The organism is Bradyrhizobium sp. CCBAU 11386 (assembly GCF_028128955.1).
Taxonomy (GTDB): domain Bacteria; phylum Pseudomonadota; class Alphaproteobacteria; order Rhizobiales; family Xanthobacteraceae; genus Bradyrhizobium.
Map to the genome: position 1 here is coordinate 25,589 of NZ_LBKA01000243.1, position 18,521 is coordinate 44,109.

General features: G+C 65.8%; 15 protein-coding genes. 6 read left to right on the plus strand and 9 right to left on the minus strand.

Annotated elements, in window-relative coordinates:
- The first annotated feature begins 206 nt into the window (after nucleotides 1-206).
- The gene (gene ftsH / locus XI09_RS27880; protein ID WP_018641582.1) at nucleotides 207-2,129 is read left to right on the plus strand and encodes an ATP-dependent zinc metalloprotease FtsH; all 1,923 of its coding nucleotides are present in this window, start codon (nucleotides 207-209) and stop codon (nucleotides 2,127-2,129) included.
- 40 nt (nucleotides 2,130-2,169) lie between these two features.
- Entirely contained in the window at nucleotides 2,170-2,559 is a 390-nt protein-coding gene (locus XI09_RS27885; RefSeq protein WP_271569691.1) for a DUF3052 domain-containing protein, read from the plus strand.
- A 301-nt stretch (nucleotides 2,560-2,860) separates the two neighbouring features.
- Here the strand turns inward: XI09_RS27885 and XI09_RS27890 are convergent, their stop codons facing one another.
- The 3 genes from XI09_RS27890 to XI09_RS27900 form a co-directional block, all read right to left on the minus strand.
- Complete coding sequence (locus tag XI09_RS27890) at nucleotides 2,861-3,730, minus strand: alpha/beta fold hydrolase (protein ID WP_271569692.1); 870 nt, start codon at nucleotides 3,728-3,730, stop codon at nucleotides 2,861-2,863.
- A 108-nt stretch (nucleotides 3,731-3,838) separates the two neighbouring features.
- The gene (locus XI09_RS27895) at nucleotides 3,839-5,101 is read right to left on the minus strand and encodes a glycosyltransferase family 87 protein (RefSeq protein ID WP_271569693.1); all 1,263 of its coding nucleotides are present in this window, start codon (nucleotides 5,099-5,101) and stop codon (nucleotides 3,839-3,841) included.
- Nucleotides 5,098-6,612 (minus strand): hypothetical protein, encoded by a 1,515-nt coding sequence (locus XI09_RS27900; protein ID WP_271569694.1) that lies wholly within the window; start codon nucleotides 6,610-6,612, stop codon nucleotides 5,098-5,100. Before XI09_RS27900 ends, XI09_RS27895 begins: the two co-directional genes overlap by 4 nt.
- 295 nt (nucleotides 6,613-6,907) lie before the next feature.
- On the opposite strand from XI09_RS27900, the gene XI09_RS27905 reads away from it, so the two are divergent.
- On the plus strand, nucleotides 6,908-7,072 hold the full coding sequence (locus XI09_RS27905) for a Flp family type IVb pilin (RefSeq protein WP_097659833.1): 165 nt from the start codon (nucleotides 6,908-6,910) through the stop codon (nucleotides 7,070-7,072).
- Between the two features lie 223 nt (nucleotides 7,073-7,295).
- Here the strand turns inward: XI09_RS27905 and XI09_RS27910 are convergent, their stop codons facing one another.
- Nucleotides 7,296-8,279 carry a phosphatase PAP2 family protein gene (locus XI09_RS27910; RefSeq protein WP_271569695.1) on the minus strand — a complete coding sequence of 328 codons (984 nt, stop codon included), beginning with the start codon at nucleotides 8,277-8,279 and terminating at the stop codon, nucleotides 7,296-7,298.
- Nucleotides 8,280-8,546: 267 nt separating this feature from the next.
- Between XI09_RS27910 and XI09_RS27915 the strand changes: the two genes are divergently transcribed.
- Nucleotides 8,547-9,227, plus strand: a complete 681-nt coding sequence (locus XI09_RS27915) for a TetR/AcrR family transcriptional regulator (RefSeq protein ID WP_008136878.1) — start codon at nucleotides 8,547-8,549, stop codon at nucleotides 9,225-9,227.
- Nucleotides 9,228-9,377: 150 nt separating this feature from the next.
- On the opposite strand, the gene pyk is transcribed toward XI09_RS27915, so the two are convergent.
- Both pyk and XI09_RS27925 read right to left on the minus strand, forming a co-directional pair.
- Nucleotides 9,378-10,814, minus strand: coding sequence for a pyruvate kinase (pyk, locus tag XI09_RS27920; protein ID WP_271569696.1), 1,437 nt, complete (start codon nucleotides 10,812-10,814; stop codon nucleotides 9,378-9,380).
- A complete protein-coding gene (locus XI09_RS27925; protein ID WP_271569697.1) occupies nucleotides 10,811-11,410 on the minus strand; it encodes a DUF1036 domain-containing protein in 600 nt (199 codons plus the stop codon). Before XI09_RS27925 ends, pyk begins: the two co-directional genes overlap by 4 nt.
- A 180-nt stretch (nucleotides 11,411-11,590) precedes the next feature.
- Here XI09_RS27925 and XI09_RS27930 point away from each other — a divergent pair, with 180 nt between their 5' ends.
- Both XI09_RS27930 and XI09_RS27935 read left to right on the plus strand, forming a co-directional pair.
- Entirely contained in the window at nucleotides 11,591-11,896 is a 306-nt protein-coding gene (locus tag XI09_RS27930) for a DUF1244 domain-containing protein (RefSeq protein ID WP_271569698.1), read from the plus strand.
- Between the two features lie 196 nt (nucleotides 11,897-12,092).
- Complete coding sequence (locus XI09_RS27935) at nucleotides 12,093-12,365, plus strand: DUF2312 domain-containing protein (RefSeq protein ID WP_008546273.1); 273 nt, start codon at nucleotides 12,093-12,095, stop codon at nucleotides 12,363-12,365.
- A gap of 148 nt (nucleotides 12,366-12,513) precedes the next feature.
- Here the strand turns inward: XI09_RS27935 and XI09_RS27940 are convergent, their stop codons facing one another.
- From XI09_RS27940 to XI09_RS27950, 3 genes are all read right to left on the minus strand, one after another.
- The gene (locus XI09_RS27940) at nucleotides 12,514-14,112 is read right to left on the minus strand and encodes a DUF882 domain-containing protein (protein WP_271569699.1); all 1,599 of its coding nucleotides are present in this window, start codon (nucleotides 14,110-14,112) and stop codon (nucleotides 12,514-12,516) included.
- Nucleotides 14,113-14,397: 285 nt separating this feature from the next.
- Nucleotides 14,398-16,590: a L,D-transpeptidase family protein gene (locus tag XI09_RS27945; protein ID WP_271569700.1), complete on the minus strand. Its 2,193-nt coding sequence runs from the start codon at nucleotides 16,588-16,590 to the stop codon at nucleotides 14,398-14,400.
- 347 nt (nucleotides 16,591-16,937) lie between these two features.
- The gene (locus XI09_RS27950) at nucleotides 16,938-18,437 is read right to left on the minus strand and encodes a sigma-54-dependent transcriptional regulator (protein WP_271569701.1); all 1,500 of its coding nucleotides are present in this window, start codon (nucleotides 18,435-18,437) and stop codon (nucleotides 16,938-16,940) included.
- Nucleotides 18,438-18,521: the final 84 nt, after the last annotated feature.

The following is an 18,521-nucleotide window of genomic DNA, read 5'->3' on the forward strand; positions in this document are numbered from 1 at the left end:
TAACCAGGCAGGAAAAACCCCGGGTAGGTCGCCATTATTTCAGCGGGAATCGCTCTAAGATGGGATAAATAGTCCCATCTCGTTCCCTTGGCAGCGACCGGGGCGGCACCTAAATTGTATGCGTCTAACCGAGAGGATTCCTTGGGGATTTCCTCGTACCGCCCAAGGATTCAGGCCGCGATCCGCGCGACCACGAAGGAAGATCGATGAACGCCAATCTGCGCAATTTCGCCCTCTGGGTCATCATTGTCTTGCTGCTGTTGGCGTTGTTCACGCTCTTCCAGAATCCGGGTCAGCGCGCCTCTTCGCAGGACATCGCCTTCTCCCAGCTGCTGAGCGAGGTTGACCGCGGCAATGTGCGCGACGTCGTGATCCAGGGGCCGGACATCCACGGCACCTTCACCAACGGTTCCAGCTTCCAGACCTATGCGCCGAACGACCCGACGCTGGTCAAGCGCCTCTATGACAGCAAGGTCCAGATCACCGCGAAGCCGCCGGGCGACAACGTGCCCTGGTTCGTTTCGCTGCTGGTCTCCTGGCTGCCCTTCATCGCGCTGATCGGCGTGTGGATCTTCCTGTCGCGGCAGATGCAGGGCGGCGCCGGCAAGGCGATGGGCTTCGGCAAGTCGCGTGCGAAGATGCTCACCGAGGCGCATGGCCGCGTCACCTTCGAGGACGTCGCCGGCGTCGACGAAGCCAAGCAGGACCTGCAGGAGATCGTCGAGTTCCTGCGCGATCCCGGCAAATTCCAGCGCCTCGGCGGCCGCATTCCGCGCGGCGTGCTGCTGGTCGGCCCTCCCGGCACCGGTAAGACCCTGATCGCGCGTGCGGTCGCGGGCGAAGCCAACGTGCCGTTCTTCACCATCTCCGGCTCCGACTTCGTCGAGATGTTCGTCGGCGTCGGCGCGAGCCGCGTCCGTGACATGTTCGAGCAGGCCAAGAAGAACGCGCCCTGCATCATCTTCATCGACGAAATCGACGCCGTCGGTCGTCACCGTGGCGCCGGTCTCGGCGGCGGCAATGACGAGCGCGAGCAGACGCTGAACCAGCTGCTGGTCGAGATGGACGGCTTCGAGGCGAACGAGGGCGTGATCCTGATCGCCGCCACCAACCGTCCCGACGTGCTCGATCCCGCGCTGCTGCGTCCCGGCCGCTTCGACCGTCAGGTCGTGGTGCCCAATCCTGACGTCGTCGGCCGCGAGCAGATCCTCAAGGTCCACGTCCGCAAGGTGCCGCTGGCCCCCGATATCAACCTCAAGACCATCGCGCGCGGCACCCCGGGCTTCTCCGGCGCCGACCTGATGAACCTCGTCAACGAAGCCGCGCTCACCGCCGCCCGCCGCAACAAGCGGATGGTGACGCAGGCCGAGTTCGAGGAGGCCAAGGACAAGGTGATGATGGGCGCCGAGCGCAAGTCGCTCGTCATGACCGAGGAAGAGAAGCTCTTGACGGCCTATCACGAGGGCGGCCACGCCATCGTCGGCCTCAACGTGCCCGCGACCGATCCGATCCACAAGGCGACGATCATCCCGCGCGGCCGCGCGCTGGGCATGGTCATGCAGCTGCCGGAGCGCGACAAGCTGTCGATGTCGCTGGAGCAGATGACCTCGCGCCTCGCCATCATGATGGGCGGCCGCGTCGCCGAAGAGCTGATCTTCGGCCGCGAGAAGGTGACCTCGGGTGCCGCCTCCGACATCGAGCAGGCGACGCGCCTTGCCCGCATGATGGTGACGCGCTGGGGCCTCTCGGAAGAGCTCGGCACCGTCTCCTACGGCGAGAACCAGGACGAGGTTTTCCTGGGCATGTCGGTGTCGCGCACGCAGAACGCCTCCGAAGCGACCGTCCAGAAGATCGACTCCGAAATTCGGCGCCTGGTCGAGGAAGGTTACAAGGAAGCGACCCGCATCCTCACCGAGAAGCATGCCGACCTCGAGGCGCTGGCCAAGGGCCTGCTCGAGTTCGAGACGCTGAGCGGCGACGAGATCGTCGATCTGCTCAAGGGCAAGAAGCCGAACCGCGAGTCCGTGCTCGAGCCGACCACGCCGCGCGCCTCCGCGGTGCCGCCGGCCGGCAAGTCGCGCCCGCGGCCCGATCCGGATCCGGGCCTGGAGCCGCAGCCGCAGGCGTAAAGCCTCTCGCGCCGTGGCCGGCTATTCCGGCAAACCGTTAGTGCAAAAGCTCGGCATCAAGCCGGGCTTTTGTATTTTTGTGGACGGCCTTTCGACGGCCTATCGCGACGTCGTCGGTGAATTGCCTGATGACGTGAAGATCGCAAGGACCGTCAAGGCCCCGCTCGACATGGTGCATGTCTTCGCGACCGAAGCGAAGGGCTTTGCGGTCAAGCTGCGCAGCTACCGCAAGGCGATCGCACCCGATGGGATGATCTGGGCGTCATGGCCGAAGAAGGCCTCAGGTGTCGTCACGGACGTGACGGAAACGCTGGTGCGCGAGACCGCACTCGCAAACGGTCTCGTCGACATCAAGGTCTGCGCCGTCGACGACGTCTGGTCCGGCCTGAAGCTCGTGATCCCCGTGAAGGATCGCCCGGCGAAGAAGTAGGGTGGGCAAGGGCGCGAAGCGCCGTGCCCACCGTCTCCTGCGCGTGCGGGACAGGAGAGAGCCGCAAACTCCGTCTTGCCGATGTCGATCCAGTTGCGCTCAAGCCTCAGATCTCGTGCCCCGGACGCAGCGCAGCGCGTCGCCCTTGCGACGTGGTGCGCTGCTGAGCCGGGGCCCATGCGGCAGCGGCTTGCGTGGCCTTCTGGGTCCCGGCTCTGCGCAGCAACGCCAAGAGCGTTGCAGCGCGTCCGGGACACGAGAGGGGGCCGCGTCGTCACGCACACCGGTTCCTACCATGCTCTCACTTCGCCGCCGCCCCCGACCTCTCCCCGCCGCGCGCAAGGAAATGCAGCACATCGTCGTTGAACTGCTCCGGATCCTGCAGGAACGAGAAGTGGCTGACCTCCGGCTGGATCAGCAGGCCGGCCCCCGGAATGTTCGCCGCCATGAACTCGGTGTTCTCACGCTTGATCGCCTCGTCGTGATCGCCATCCACGATCCAGGTCGGGACCTTGATCGTCGCGAGGTCCGACGCCGTCCATTTCGGCTGGCTCTCCCACATCTTGGTGATCTCGTCGACGAAGCTCTTGTACTCGGTCGGGGTCGGCGAGAGGCGCTTGTATTCGTCTCCCGCCCTGGCGATGTAGGCGTTGAAGACGTCGCTTGTCGCGATATCCGCAACGCCTGACGGGTCCGAGTTCGCGGCGAAGGCGAACAGCTTGCTCACCCGCTCCGGGTGCTTCATGGCGATGTCGAGGCCGATGATCGCGCCGTCGCTCCAGCCGACGATCGCCGCCTTCTTGATCTTGAGATGGTCGAGCAGCGCGACCACGTCCGATGCCATCAAATCGTAGCCATACGGCTCCTGGTTGCGGCTGCTGCGCCCATGCCCGCGGCTTTCCATGACGATGACCTGATAGCGCCGTTGCAGCGCGCGAACCTGGTGGCCCCAATAGTTGCCGTTGGCGAGGCCGCCATGCAGCAACAGGACCGGCTCACCCCGGCCGAACATTGCGTACCAGACCTTGATGCCGTTGACGGGCGCGAAGCCGCTCTGCGTTGCCCTGGGCAATGTTGGCGTCGGCGGCAGGTTCAGCCATCGTGGCGCCGCGTGCGCGGCGCTGAGCGAGACCGTGACGAGAAGCGCGATGACGAGACTGCGAAGCGGCATGACGTGCTCTCCTGTTCAACCATCGGCTATTACCGCACGGCAGACGGGTGCGTCACTTCCCAACGCGGTGAAGCACGTCCGGGGACAAGGGTCGGACGCGCCTCAGCCTCACCCTCCTTGCGTCGACGACGCGGGAATTGCCGGCCCGCCGGATCTCGCCGGGCTGCGCAACGCGTCGAAGACGAGGCCAATGAGCGCGATGGTGAGGAGCGGTGACAGCCGTCCCGCCGGGACATAGACGGCCGGGCTGAGCAATGGCACCATCCAGATGCCGAGCCCGATCAGCCAGTCGCGAAAGCGCGGAGCATCGATCGATGCGGCAAGCCACAGCGCGACGGCGACCACCAGCAGCGTCGCATCATAGGGGCCCGAATGCGGGGCCGCCAGCACGGTTGCCGCAAGCAATACGATCAGCTTGTTGTCGGTGCTGAGCGAGGAGCGAAACGCCACGAAGGTCGCCGCCGCGCTCGCGAGGATCGCGGCCAGTTGCAGCATCGAGGCCAGCCGTTCCGGCAGGCCCAGCAGTACCGCGCAGGCCCAGACGCTGTGCCCCCAGATGCGGCCATAGCCCAGCCATTTCGCATCGGGGCTGACCAGATTGTTGAACGCCTGCGGTATCCACCACAGCCACAATTCGACGCCAAAAATCATGGCACTCGCAACCGCCAATGCGAATGCCGAGCATGCAGCAGCGCACAGGCTGCGATATTGGCGCAAGCCCACCAGCGCGAGCGGGACGAGCAGGAAGAATTGCGGCTTGAAGCTCAGGAGCCCGAGGATTGCGCCGCCAAGCAGCGGCCGCGGTCCGAGCAGCCTGACGCCCGCGACCAGCAGCGCGGCAACGAGAAAGGCGCATTGTCCATCGGCCAGGTTGAGAGACGCGGCTGGAGAGACCAGAACCGCCGCGATGATGTAGGGCGTCAGTTGCGGCTGATCGGCCCGGTTGCGAAGCGCCCAGGCCAGGAAGCCTGCGGTCGCTGCCTGGAACGCAACATAGGAGCCGACAAAACCGAGCGGCGCGACTGGCAGCAGCAGAACGAGAAAGCTGGGCGGATAGAACCAGGGACGGAACTCTAGCGGCGCCGTCAGCCACGATGCGAACGACTGGTTGAGATAGGCGGTGAACGCGTCCCCATCGATGACCAGCGCAAGATTGCCGGCGAGCATCGACCTGACGGCACCGTAAAACACCATCCAGTCAGTGCCGAGGGCGATGTGGTTCAGCCCGATCCAGCCGGGATGGACGAGGGTGGAGATCAGGATACCCCAGCCGAACAGCGTTGCGATCGCCATCGCCGGCAGGAGCATGAGGGGAATCCCGCTCCAGCTGCGCGATGGACCGGACATCGGCCGCTGAACGGACACGCTCACTTGAAAGCTTCCCTCGATGTTTCCGCTTGCGACGCCCCATCGGCACGTGCGTCGGCGGTTCGCACATGGATCACCGCGATGTCGTCCGTATAGATCCGCTTCCAGCCCTTGAGCTGATCGAGGATCTGCGGGCCCGGCGCATCGGCGACCAGGAGCGTCGCGTCGATCTTGTACTCATCCAGCAGGCGCGGAAGCAGCTCGGGCTTCTTGCCCTCCGTCGCCTTGAAGAAGTCCATGACGAATGTCTCGCCATAGAGCTCGGCGCGGCCGTCGACATAGACAGGGATGTCGCGCGAGATCAGATAGCCGCCGAACTGGTAGGCGTTGAAGATGCGCTGGACCTTGCGTTGCTGGAGCAGGTCGACGGCGGCAACCGGCGTCTGCGTCATCGTGAAGGTGAAGCGGTGGTGCCCCATGTAGAGCGAGGTCGAGGTCCAGCCCGCGGCGACGATCATCAGTGCGCCAAGCGCGGTGACATAGCGGGCCGGCCAGCGGTCGGTGCCGGTGGCGTCCGGCTGCGGGCGCGGAACCATCTCGCCGAGCGGCTTCGCCAGCACCAGCGGCACCAGGAAGGCAAATGCCTCGATGCTCCTGACATGGGTCAATGCGCTCCAGGTCAGGAACAGGATCAAGAAGATCCTCGGCGCCGAGAGCACGAGGCCGCGATAATAGCCGAATGCGATCAGGCCGAGCAGCGCGCCTTCGAACGAGCTGAACGTGGCGAAGTTCGCCGGCATCCATTCGAAAATCAGCGACAGCAGCTCGCCGAGGCTGAGGATGTTGGTCGCGCCCAGCAGCGTCTTCCAGCCGTACGGCGTGCAGCAGCTCGCGATCAGTGCGCCGATGCCGAACAGCACCCAGCGCATGAACAGCTGAAGACGCCGCCCCTTTTCCGCGTGCTCGACGGCTTCGAGCGAGATCGGACCGATCAGCGCCAGGCCGAGCACGAAGCCGCCATGCAGGTTCGCCCAGAGCGCCATCAGCGGCAGCCAATACCAGGACGGCGCGCGCCTGCGGTCGGCAGCCGCCATCAGCAGGCCGACCCAAGCCACCATGACGGGCAGCGCCAGAATATGCGGACGCGCCAGGACGTGGTGCAGCGACAGCAGCAGCGCCAGCATCGCAAACAGCACCGCACGCGGTGCCTCGATCTGCGCGTCGAGCAGATAGACGAAGATGGCGGCCGTGAGCGCGACCGCCATCGCGGTGAGGATGACGGGACCTGCCCAGTCCCATTGCGCATAGGAGAAGGCGAACAGCACTTGCGACAGCCACGACGTCGAAATCCACGGCGCGCCCGTCCGCGTGAAGGAATAGAAATCCGTGGTGGGCACGGCGCCGTGATCGAGGATCCATTGCCCGATCTTGATCTGCCAGAACGAGTCGGAGTCCTGAAGCAGCGTGTCGCCGACATGGAGGAAGAAGAGATAGGCGCCGGCACCGACGCAGAGCGGCACCAGGGCTCGCGCGCGGCTCTGCATCGCGATGCTGTTGGCAAAGGAAAGGGACATTCCGCCTCGTCGTCCTGTTGTTCTTGTCGGTTGGCCGAGCGGCGGGCATTGGACCACGGCGGTCATAACTTCGGGTAAACCGGCGGCGGGGCCGTTTTCATATCCGGACAATTTAACGGATTGTTTTGGATTTCGGTTTACCATCGGCCAATACACGCAAACCGCTCTGTGTTTACGCAGTCGAATTAACTGCGGCGCAATTCTTTGCCACTACGTTCGGTTCCATGGTCGGGCGGCGCTGGGAAGCCGAAAAGACCAGATCAGTTGTAGCCTCGTGTACCATTTGGAGCACTCTATGAAGAACCTCGTTGCGCGCTTTGTGAAGGATGAATCCGGCGCCACCGCCATTGAATACGGCCTGATCGCTGCCGGCATCGCGCTGGCGATCATCACCGTGGTCAACAACCTCGGCACCACGCTGAACACCAAGTTCACCTCGATCTCGTCCAGCCTCAAGTAAGGTCGGACGACCTGAGAATTCTGAGAGCCCCGTCCTCGACGGGGCTCTTTTCTTTTGGCCGGCGATTTCAGTTCGTAGATGGGCAGAGCTCCGTCATGGCTCGAAGACCGAGGGCGGAGCCCACCATCGAGACTTTGGGATATTGAAGGTTGCTCGTGGGCACGGCGCTACGCGCCTTTGCCCGCCCTACGGCAACTTGTCTCTGACCGCGACGATCGCGCCGTCATTCTACGAGGCTGGTCTGCCAGACTGGCGATAGCTCGGGTGCGGCAGACACGGGCGCCGTGCGGCCGAGCCGTTGAACATAGAATGTCGTCACCCAGATCGATGCAACGGCGACCGCGATGCCGCCGGCGACGTCGATGAGGTAATGCGCACCGATCGCCGGCGTCGCCGCGATCATCAAGAGGTTGAGCGCGGCCGCGATGCCGCCGATGCCGCGCACCGGCCACAGCGCCCACATGTAGAGCACGGCGGATGCGGCGTGAAAGCTCGGAAACGAGACGATGCCGGAGAGGAAGAACAGCCGGAGTTCGTGCAGGCTGCCGTCGCGCAGTGCCAGGATGTCGCGCAACTGCCCAGCATAGACCGCGGTGTTGATCTCTGGAAAATGCGCGGCCGGCAGTTGCAGCCCGTAATAGGTGCCGATCGCCGGCACGACGGCGGAGATCGCGATGGTGACCGCGAGCGCTAGGCTCATCGCGAGCATGAACACTTGCAGCCGCACATGGCGCGCCGTCAGCGTCAGCACGACGGGGATGCCGAGCAGCGGCCATTTGATCAGTCCGTAGCCGCGAGCCAGGCAGTCGGCGAGCCAGGGATGGTCGTTGACGTAGCGCGCGATCGGTTCGGGATCGAGGCCGAGCGCGCGGTCGATCGCCAGCAGTGCGTCATCCTGGAGCGGCCAGTTCAGCTTGCCCGCGACATAGCTGAGTGGTCCGACGATGGCGCAGGTGAGAATGACCTGTCCGATCGTGCCCAGCGAGAACACCAGTTTCGGATCGGCGAACTCGCCCTTGGCGAGCCGGTAGCCATAGGCGACTGCAGCCAGGACGGCCGCGATCGCCACCGTGATGCCGTAGGCAACAGGCTCGAGGCTCAGACCGGTGAAGGGCAGGCCGAGTGCCAGCACGGCGCCCATGGCCGCGACAGGAAGCCAGTTCAGATTGAAGAGCTGCCAGGCGGTCCGGGCGTCCGGGTCGATCATGCTGCACCGAGGAGGGATCGCAGTACTGCGGTAAAGTCGCCGGGCTGCTTTAAGATCGCGGTAACAATTGTGGTTAGCCGTTTACCAACCGGCTCTGTGCATTTGAGCGAATCTGTCTCGCCGCTTTGGTATGACGCTTCGTGCAAATGCATCTTGTCATCCCCCCTGAATAGTTGTTCAGTCCTTGCGGGGCGATTTGCATCTATTGCAGTGACGAAGCGTTGGGCCGCAGGGCGTGCGGCAGGCGTGTGGGACAGGAAGCGCGCCATGGTTTATCGGCGGACGCATCAAGTGGTTAAGCGCCTTGCGGCCCGGCGCAGTGCGATATTGGCGGCGGCGCGGGAGGCTGCGGCGGAAGGCGGGATGGCGGCGGTGCAGATTGCGCCGGTCGCGGTCCGGGCCAATGTCGCTGCCGGCACGGTCTACCGCTACTTCCCCTCCAAGGCCGAGCTGATCTCCGAGTTGATCGCCGAGGTTTCCCGCGACGAGCTCGCGGCGATCCGCAGGGCGGCCGATGCCGCGCCGGGGCCGTCCTCGGCGCTGGCTGCCGCCGTCACCACGGTGGCGGTCCATACCCTGTCGCAGCGCAGGCTGGCCTGGGGCATCCTGGCCGAGCCGGTCGATGTCGATGTCAGCGCCTCGCGCCTGGCCAGCCGGCGCGAGATCGCAGGCGAGATCGCAGGCCGGATCGATGCGGCCGTGCGCGCCGGTCACCTGCCGGCGCAGGACACCGCGCTGGCCGCCACCGCGCTGCTCGGTGCGCTGCACGAGGCGCTGGTCGGGCCGCTCGCGCCTGACAATCTCGAAGATCCCGTCAAGATGCGCGATGCGGTGCAGACCGTGACGCTGCTCGCGCTGCGCGCCGTCGGCGTCATGGACGCCCGCGCCCGCGGCCTGGTGGTGCAGCAGACGCTGCTTCCGACGACGAAGGCGCTGGTTGGGGCTTAAATCGAGGGTGCGGCCGGGGCGGCGGCCTGATCGCGCTCAGGCCTTTGCCCGAGCGAGCCTTTTCGAAAAATCCGAGCAGGCTCGCCGGACCGGCCGGCTACTGTGCATGGGGTTGTTTTCGACTTTTTTGTTTGTCGCGCGCCCGCGGACCTAGATGTTCGCTTCGCCCTCGGGGCCGACCGAGGCGATGCGCACCATGTTGGTGGTGCCGGGGATGCCGAGCGGCACGCCGGCGACGATGATCACGCGCTGGCCGGCGCGGACGAAGCCGTCCCGGAACGCGATCTGGCCGGCGCGGCTCACCATGTCGTCCTGGTCGCGCGCGTCTTCCGCTACCACGCAATGCACGCCCCAGACCACGGCGAGCCGGCGGCCGGCGGTGATGTTCGGGGTGATCGCAACGATCGGCGGCTTCGGCCGCTCGCGCGCGACGCGCACCGCGGTCGAGCCCGAGCTGGTCCAGCAGATCAGGGCGGGCAGGTCCAGCGTCTCGGCGATCTGCCGTGCGGCGTCGGCGATGGCATCGCCGGCGGTGGATTCCGGCGCGGGGCGCTGCGCGGTGAGCACGGAACGATAAATCGGGTCGCGCTCGACCTCTTCGCCGATGCGGTTCATGGTCGAGACCGCCTCGACCGGGAATTTGCCGGCCGCCGATTCCGCCGACAGCATGATGGCGTCGGCGCCTTCATAGACGGCGGTGGCGACGTCCGAGACCTCGGCGCGGGTCGGCACCGGCGACTGGATCATCGATTCCAGCATCTGGGTTGCGATCACCACCGGCTTGCCGGCGCGGCGCGCCATGCGCGTCATCTGCTTCTGGAGGCTCGGCACGCGCTCCAGCGGCAGCTCGACGCCGAGGTCGCCGCGCGCCACCATCAGCGCGTCGGAGGCCTCGATGATGTCGGCGAGGCGGTCGATCGCCTGTGGCTTCTCGATCTTGGCCATGACGGCGGCGCGGCCGCGGATCATCTTCTTGGCCTCGATCACGTCGTCGGCGCGCTGCACGAAGGACAGCGCGATCCAGTCGACGCCGGTGACCAGCGCCGCCTCGAGGTCGGCGCGGTCCTTCGGCGTCATCGCCGAGACCGGCAGGTCGGTGTCGGGCAGGCTGACGCCCTTGCGGTCGGACATCTTGCCGCCGACCACGACGCGCGTCACCGCGTGCTCTTTCGAGGTCTCCTCCGCGATCAGCCGTACCTTGCCGTCATCCAGCAGCAGGGCATGGCCGGGCCGCAGCGCGGCCAGGATCTCCGGATGCGGGAGATGGACGCGCGTGGCATCGCCCGGCGTCTTGTCGGAATCGAGCGTGAAGGTCTGGCCGTTCTGGAGCTGGACCGCGCCTTCCGCGAAGGCGCCGAGCCTGAGCTTCGGTCCCTGAAGGTCGACCAGAATGCCGATCGGCCGGCCGTAGCTGCTCTCGACATTGCGGATCGTCGCCACCAGCTCCCGCATCTTGTCATGCGGGGTGTGGCTCATGTTGATGCGGAACAGGTCGGCGCCGGCCTCGAACAGGCGGCGGATCATCGCGAGGTCCGAAGAGGCAGGTCCCAGGGTCGCGAGAATCTTGATACGGCGAAGACGCCTCATGGCTTATTCCCAGGCGGGGGCGGAGCTGCGGCCGGTGGCAGGCCGGGCGAGCCCGGGGGCGTAGCACCGGGCGGGCCATTGGGCAAACCCGGAACGCCGCCACCGGGGCCAACCGGGCCGGGCATGCCAGGCAGGCGCGGCTGTGCCGGCTGCTCGTTGGCATCGGTGAGCTGCACCGTCCAGGCGCGCTGCTCGCCGGTATCGACCTCGAAATAGCCGGTCCGGTCATAGCCGCGCGCCAAGCAATCCTCGGTGCCGCGGATGGTGAATTCCTTGTCGCGCGAGCACATGAAGGCCTGCCCCGACCATTCGCCGCCGCGGTCATAGTCGATCGCGTAGATGTAATAGTAGCGGGCGACCAGCGTTCCCCGCAGCAGGGTCTCGCAGGAGCGTGAGGAGATGTTCCACCAGCCCTCGGTGGTCCAGCCCTCGGCGTCCTTGTAGCCGAGCGCAATGCCGACCCGGCTCGAGGTGTTGTTGCAGAGGCGGAAATCGGCGGAGGCCGGGCTGGTCCAGAGGCACAGCACGGCAATCACCAGCACCGGGACCAACCGGGCGAGCAGGCGAAGGGGAGCGCGGGGAGATTCGGCGATCATTGTCGCGGAAGCTATATCAGATCATTGACGATTTGGCGTAGAGGCGGGGAATTGCCCCAAGCCGGGCTTGGGCCCGTTTGCGCCGCGATGTGGCAAAATCTGTGACAGGACCCCACCTGATCGCATAAGGGTGACCGCCATCGGGGTCAGAGCCAGGGTCGGAGCTTAAGGAATTCAGCTATGGCAATCGACGACAAAACCAGAACGGAGCTCGAAGCGGCCGCCTTCCGGCGCCTGGTCGATCATTTGAAGACACGGACGGACGTCCAGAATATCGACCTGATGAATCTGGCGGGCTTCTGCCGCAACTGCCTGTCCAACTGGCTCAAGGACGCCGCCGACGCCCAAGGCGTCGCCCTGAGCAAGGACGAAAGCCGGGAGGCCGTCTACGGCATGCCCTACGAGACCTGGAAATCGAAATACCAGGGCACGGCCACGCCCGAGCAGCTCGAGGCCATGAAGAAGGTCCATCCTCACGGGCACTGAACGGCGCCGGCGCGTGTCGGCTGAGTCGCACCACACAACAGCTTTCTTCGAACAGCCGCAGGAAGGTGTGGGCGCGCTGTGGACGAGCGCGATGCTTGCTTGAACGCGGGGGGCACCAACCCTAAGGGTCTTCCGGCACGCGCGGTGAGGGATGCCGGCGTCACCTCGCTTTGCCAGTTCCATTGGGAGTACCAAGATGGCCACCTCCGCCGCCGTCCGCGACGACGAGCCCGCGACGAAATTTGCCAAGGACCAGCTCAAATCCATCATCGAGCGCATCGAGCGGCTGGAGGAAGAGAAGAAGGCGATCTCCGACGACATCCGCGACGTCTATGCCGAGAGCAAGGGCAATGGCTACGACGTCAAGGCGCTGCGCACCATCGTGCGCCTGCGCAAGCAGGACCCCAACGAGCGCGCCGAGGCCGAGACCATTCTCGAGACCTACATGCAGGCGCTGGGGATGATCTGAGGCGTCTCGCCTCAGACACCGCTGTCGTAGCCCGGATGGAGCGGAAGCGAAATCCGGGATCTCTCAGCGCGCGTTACGTTCCCGGATTGCGCTGCGCTCCATCCGGGCTACGAGACTGAGTTCGTGGAAATGGCGAGGGCTATCAGCCTCAGCGCAGCGCGGCGGTGCGTACGACGAAGGATGTCGTCTCGAGCTTCGCGGTGGCGCTGCCCGAGAAGCTGTCGCAGGACAGGCCCTGCATCGGATCGTCGGTGAAGCCCATCGCGATCACGGCCTGCGGCTTGACGAAATAGCGGCGCAGCGCGGCCATATCGAGCTCGCCCATCAGCGTTACCGACATCGCGCGGCTGGCGCTCGGCGACAGCATGACGATCTTGAGCCAGATGCTCTCGCTCTTGGCCGCGGAGAGCCGGGTCGCGGTTGCGACCATGCCGTCGACGCTCTTGCCGACCACCGTGTTGATCTCGGTTGCCTGAGCGACGCTGCGGGACGCGGCGGCGGGACGGGCGGAGCGCGGGATCGGCGCGGAGGCGGCGACGACGTTGGCGCGGTCGACCGGGGAGGCGGCGGCCGGCGCATAGGCCAGCGCCTGATAGGCTGCGTTGGAGACGCTGGCGGTCGGCTGCGGATCGGTCGTGGCGGCAAGCGCCTGGCGGGCCTTGAGCGCGGCGACCTGCGCCGGTGTCGCCTGCTGCGGCGTAGCCGGGGTGTCCCAGAAGCCGCGGGCATTGATGATGTCGGCCGGGGTTTCAGGCTTGCCGGCCGCTGGCTTGTCGGGCGCGGGCTTCGGCTTGGGTGGCGCAACGATCTGCGCATCGGCCGAGGCGAGCTGGAGCGTGGCGGCGATCTGCGGCTTGGCGCGCGGCGTCGGCACCGGATCGGCCGGCTTGGCCGCGGCGGCGACCACGGTGGGCGCCACGGGCTTGGCGGCCGGGGCAGGTGCGCCCTCGTCATCCTCGTCGCTGGTGGCGGCGGGCGCCGACTTGCTCTTGAACAGGGCAGCGAAGAAGTTCGGCTTGCTGCCGGAATCGTCACCGTTGCCGCGGCGCTCGATCTCGGCCTTGGCGAGCTCATAGCCCTTCAGCGGCGTGCCGTCGGTCGGCAGATGTACCGTTTTTCCGTCCGGGAACACGCGGGCGAGCTGGTCATGCGTCATGCGCGGCCAGTGCCGGATGCTGCCGGTGTCCAGATGCACGAAGGGCGAGCCGGAGGTCGGGTAGAAGCCGACGCCGCCGCGCTGGAGGCGCAGGCCGGCGAAGCGGATCTGCTCCAGCGGCACGCCCGGAATGTAGAAGTCCATCGCGTGTCCCAGCATGTGCTGGCTGAAGCGCGCCACGCCGGAGGAGCGGCGGCGGAGCATGGCGTTGGTGGCGGGGGAGCGGTAGGAGGAGATGATCTGGATCGGCTGCTTGGCGTCGACGTCGCGATAGACTTCCCAGAGGATGTCGAACAGGTGACGGTCCATGACCGTCTCGTCCTGGGTGCGCCAGTCGCGCAGGAAGTGGTTGAGCTGCTTCAGCGCCGCCTCGTCGTAGCGGCCGTCGCGCTTGAAGGTGACGGTGAGGTCTTCGCCGGAATGGGTGTGGTGGAAGGAGAGCGTCTTGGTCTCGTTCAGCGCGGCGGCATTATGGACTGAACCGGCGGCAGCAAGCAGCAACACGGCAGCGAGGCCGATCCGGGATCCGGCCTTCACTCCCGCATGGGACGACGACAGCACAGCGAATTGGCGTGCGAGACCAGTCAGCACGTTAGAGCCCACCCAGTCGACGAGCGTTCAAAATGGACTCTCCCGCCAACCCCGTTAGCACGCGAAAGAGGATGAACGCTTTCTTAAAGCGAGAAGGTTAATTTGAGGTTGACCTTCTCGCCCCCAAACCAAGTCAGAATACAAACCTAACCGGTTGAGTGTGGCAAAAAAACGCCCGCTGCCCGGGGGCCGGGTGGCGAATGGTTAACGTTAAGCGACCCCATCCAGGGGACGGGGTCACTGATTTTATTGCAGAATTTCAGGAAACAAGAGGCCGGGCCGGGCTCAGCGGGTAAATACCCGCTGCGGCCGGCGGCCGACCGGAGCCGGCGGTGGGGTCGGGGCGCCGAACAGCCGCTCGAAGAAGTTCGGACCGGACGAGCCGAAGCCGCCGCCATTGTTGGCCACCGCCACGCCGGAGGGCAGCGTCGTCGCCGGGCGCGAATAGCTCGGCTGGGAGTGCGCGACGATATTCTCGAGGTCTTTGCCGCGACTGTTCTTCAGGATGTTGATCATGGTCGCGTCGCGGCCATAGACGTCCTTGCGGAATTGCAGCTTGCCGCCATCGTCCACGAACGCGGTCTGATAGGTGATGTTGACCGGAATCGGGGTCGGGAATTTCAGGTCGATCTCGCTCTTGCCGTACATGCTGCGCACGCGCTCCGGCGTGTACTTCTCGTTCGGCATGGCGATGTTGAGCAGAACGGAGGCGTACTGATCCGGGTTCTGCACGCGCATGCAGCCATGGCTGAAGGCGCGGTCTTCCCTCGCAAACAGGTTCTTGTCCGGCGTGTCGTGCTGATAGACCAGGAACTTGTTCGGGAAGTTGAAGCGGATGCGGCCGAGCGCGTTGGCTTCACCCGGCGGCTGCGAGATGTGCACCGAGCCGTCGCGGTTCTGTTCGAGCTTGAGGCCCATGCGCTGAAGCACGGTCGGGTCCTGCTGAAGCGCCGGCAGGTACTCGTTGTAGACGATCGACGGCGGCACGTTCCAGGTCGGGTTGACCGTGATGTACTTCATCGTCTCGGTGAGCAGGGGCGTCGCGTGCTGGCCCGGCTTGCCGGTGACGACGCGGGTGGTCCAGACCTGCTGGCCGCGCTGCATCACCTTCAGCGTGTAGTCGGGAATGTTGAGGATGACATAGGCATCGCCCAGCGAGGGCGCGCCGAGGTCGCGCGGCAGCCAGCGCCAGCGCTCCATGTTCACCAGCACGACGTCGATCTGCTTGTCGCGCTTGGGGGTGTTGAGCGCCTTGACCGTCTTGTCGTCGAGGATGCCGGTCGCCTTGAGCTCGGCGCTGTTCTGGAATTTTCGTACGGCTTCGGCGACCGTGGCGTCATAGCGGGTGTCGCTCGCATTCTCGGTGATGCCGAGCTTGGTGCGGAGCTGCGGCACGCGCGGATCCTCAACGACGATTTCAGCCTGCTTCTTGCCGGCCGGGGTGTATTTCAGCGCCGGACCGTCAGCGATCTCGATCACCGGGCCGCTGCCCTGGCCGCGGAGCTCCGCGAGCTTCGCCTTCAGTTCCTTGTAGAGCTTCTGCGGCGGGTTGTAGCTGTCGAGCGCCGCGGAGGCGTCAGCCGCGGTCGTGACCTTGGCGAGCACCTCGCTCGGGTCGACCGGGTGCTCGGGATAGAGGATGTCGGCGCTGACCTGCGACCAGTGCATGCGGCCGCTCTGCGCCTGGCGTGCATAGTCGAACATGCTGGCGGTGAGCTTGAGCTCGGCGTCGGCGAGCGCATCGGGGGTCGTGGCGGCGGCGAAATCCGGCACCGGATAGTCGGCCGGATTGAGGCCGTCGGAGGCTGCATCCTTCAGCCGCGCGATCACGCCCTTGGCCGCGGCGGTCAGGCTGCCTGCTTGCGTCCACACCGGCGCGAAGTCGCGGGCGCCGTAGAACTTCTCGATCGCCGCGCGTTCGTTCTTGCGGTCGAAATGGCGCGAGGTCTTGGCGCCGATGATATCTTTCAGCTTGTCGGCGACGGGCTGGTCGGCGGCGGGCACGCTGCTCGCAGCCTTGACCGGCTCGGCGGCAGGAGCCGCTGCGGTGGCGGGAGCCGCAGGCGCAGCCGGCGTGGTCGTCGCAGTGTCGGCCTTGGCGGGCTCGGTCTTCGCGGGTTCCGTTTTAGCCGTCTCGCTCTTCGGCGCCTCAGTGGCGGGCGTCGTGGCGACGTCGGACGGCTTCGTCTCAACCTTGTCCGGCGCGGGAGCCGCTTCGGCCTTCACGGGTTCCTTGGCCGGCTCCTTCGCGGGGTCCTGGACCGTGGCGGTGGTGTCGAGCTTGATGTCGGACGCGGTCGGGGGCGGAACGTTGGCGGGCTCGGGACGCGGGATCGCGGCTTCGATCGCCAGCTCGGCGGCGCTGCTGCGCACCTGATCCTGCGCCAGGGCTGAGCTGGCCGACACCGTGAGGAAGGTTGCCGCGACCGTCATCAAGACACGGTCGAAGCCTGCACGGTGGTTCAAACAGTCACGCATTGTGTCGCACCCCTCGGGTGAACTGTCCCTCGTGGAACAGCTTCGTTATCGCCTAATTGAGTTTCGGCTAAACCGCGCCGGCCTCTCGAAAGTTGCACGCCTGCACGCAACGATTCATACGCAGACGATATACAGGCCCCGATTTTGCAGCCAGCGCTACCCGGGACAACTCACGACAAACTGACTTCAAGGGAGCCTCTTGGCAACGGATTGTGGGCCTTGGCCACACGCTTTTCCCTCTGTCTGTCACTTCCAAGTCACGGTTCAAATCGCAGTCGAATTCTGTCGTCATGCGAACGGCTTACAGCGTCACCGCGCCGTCGCGCGAACCTCCGTTCGCATGAGGCTCAGTGCGTCTCCTCACCGCTTTTCCCGCCATGTCCGGGAACCCCGGCCTCGTCGAGTTTTCGGTAGAGCGTGGACCGGCCGATTTTGAGGCGGCGGGCGACCTCGGACATCTGCCCGCGATAATGCGAGATCGCGAAGCGGATGATCTCGTTCTCCATGTCCTCCAGTGGGCGGACGTCGCCGGTCGCGGTCAGCATGGGAAGAGTTCCCGCCGAGGGGAGCGGCGCAATCGGTATTTCGCTACCCGACGACACGACCGAAGGCGCTGCGATCGGTTCGAGCATCAGCGGCGCGGTCGGAATCTCGGTCGCGGGATGCGGCTGCGAGGCCAGCAGGGGGAAGTCGCCAAGGCCAAGCTGGTCGCCCTCGCTCATCACCACGGCGCGGTACACCGCATTTTCGAGCTGGCGGATGTTGCCGGGCCAGTCGAGCTGGGCGAGATGCGCCACGGCCTCGCCGCTGATGCCGGTGATGGGGCGGTTCTCCTCGGCGGCAAAGCGCGCCAGGAAATGCCGGAGCAGATGCGGGATGTCCTCGCGCCGGGTCCGCAGCGAGGGGATCGTCAGCGGCAGCACGTGCAGGCGATAGAACAGGTCTTCGCGGAAGTGTCCCTGCTTCACCCGCTCCAGCAGCCTGCGGTTGGTTGCCGAGATGATGCGGACGTCGACCTTCACGGGCTTGCGCCCGCCGACGGCCTCGACCGCGCCTTCCTGGAGCGCGCGCAGCAGCTTGACCTGCGCAGCCAGCGGCAGCTCGCTGACCTCGTCCAGAAACAGCGTGCCGCCATGGGCCTCGACGAACTTGCCCGTATGCCGTTCGGTGGCGCCGGTGAAGGCGCCCTTCTCGTGGCCGAACAGGATGGACTCGACGAGGTTGTCGGGGATCGCGCCGCAATTGACCGCGACGAACGGCTTGGCCTTGCGCTCGCCGCTGCCATGGATGGCGCGCGCGAACATCTCCTTGCCGACGCCGGACTCGCCCTCGATCAGCACGGGGATCGAGGAGTTCGCCGCCTTCTGCGCGGTGCGCATCACGCCGGCCATCGCCTCGGCGCGGGTGATGATGTCGGAGAAGGTCAGCCGGCCCTCGCGGCTGTGACGGATGCGCTGCAATTCACCCTTGAGCGCGGACGCGTTGAGCGCGTTGCGAAGCGAGACCTGGAGCCGCTCCATGCCGACCGGCTTGACCACGAAATCGGCAGCACCTGCGCGCATCGCCGAGATCACGTTGTCGATGCCGCCATGGGCGGTCTGCACGATGACGGGCACGCTGAGGCCGGCTTCGCGGATCTTCGCCAGCACGCCCATGCCGTCGAGGCCGGGCATCACGAGATCGAGGATGACGCCGTCGATAGCAGGTGCATCGGGGGCGGTGAGGGCGGCGATCGCGGCGTCTCCGGACTCCACCACGATCGTTTCATAGCCGCATTTCTGCACCATGTTCTCGATCAGCCGGCGGGCTACAGCGTCGTCGTCGGCGATCAAAATACTGGCAGCCATGGTGTTCCCCGCACGCTACTACTATCTGTCTCGAATCGGGGCACTCTGGCCGAAGCCGATTAACACACTCTTAAACCTTGATGC

What these genes read in the sequence shown, in the direction of transcription:
- XI09_RS27900 (WP_271569694.1), bottom strand. Translation starts at nt 6,612, where the DNA reads ATGTCCCTTTCCTTTGCCAACAGCATCGCGATGCAGAGCCGCGCGCGA.
- XI09_RS27915 (WP_008136878.1), top strand. Translation starts at nt 8,547, where the DNA reads ATGGTTTATCGGCGGACGCATCAAGTGGTTAAGCGCCTTGCGGCCCGG.
- XI09_RS27925 (WP_271569697.1), bottom strand. Translation starts at nt 11,410, where the DNA reads ATGATCGCCGAATCTCCCCGCGCTCCCCTTCGCCTGCTCGCCCGGTTG.
- XI09_RS27945 (WP_271569700.1), bottom strand. Translation starts at nt 16,590, where the DNA reads ATGCGTGACTGTTTGAACCACCGTGCAGGCTTCGACCGTGTCTTGATG.
- XI09_RS27950 (WP_271569701.1), bottom strand. Translation starts at nt 18,437, where the DNA reads ATGGCTGCCAGTATTTTGATCGCCGACGACGACGCTGTAGCCCGCCGG.
- XI09_RS27930 (WP_271569698.1), top strand. Translation starts at nt 11,591, where the DNA reads ATGGCAATCGACGACAAAACCAGAACGGAGCTCGAAGCGGCCGCCTTC.
- pyk (WP_271569696.1), bottom strand. Translation starts at nt 10,814, where the DNA reads ATGAGGCGTCTTCGCCGTATCAAGATTCTCGCGACCCTGGGACCTGCC.
- XI09_RS27935 (WP_008546273.1), top strand. Translation starts at nt 12,093, where the DNA reads ATGGCCACCTCCGCCGCCGTCCGCGACGACGAGCCCGCGACGAAATTT.
- XI09_RS27890 (WP_271569692.1), bottom strand. Translation starts at nt 3,730, where the DNA reads ATGCCGCTTCGCAGTCTCGTCATCGCGCTTCTCGTCACGGTCTCGCTC.
- XI09_RS27910 (WP_271569695.1), bottom strand. Translation starts at nt 8,279, where the DNA reads ATGATCGACCCGGACGCCCGGACCGCCTGGCAGCTCTTCAATCTGAAC.
- ftsH (WP_018641582.1), top strand. Translation starts at nt 207, where the DNA reads ATGAACGCCAATCTGCGCAATTTCGCCCTCTGGGTCATCATTGTCTTG.
- XI09_RS27905 (WP_097659833.1), top strand. Translation starts at nt 6,908, where the DNA reads ATGAAGAACCTCGTTGCGCGCTTTGTGAAGGATGAATCCGGCGCCACC.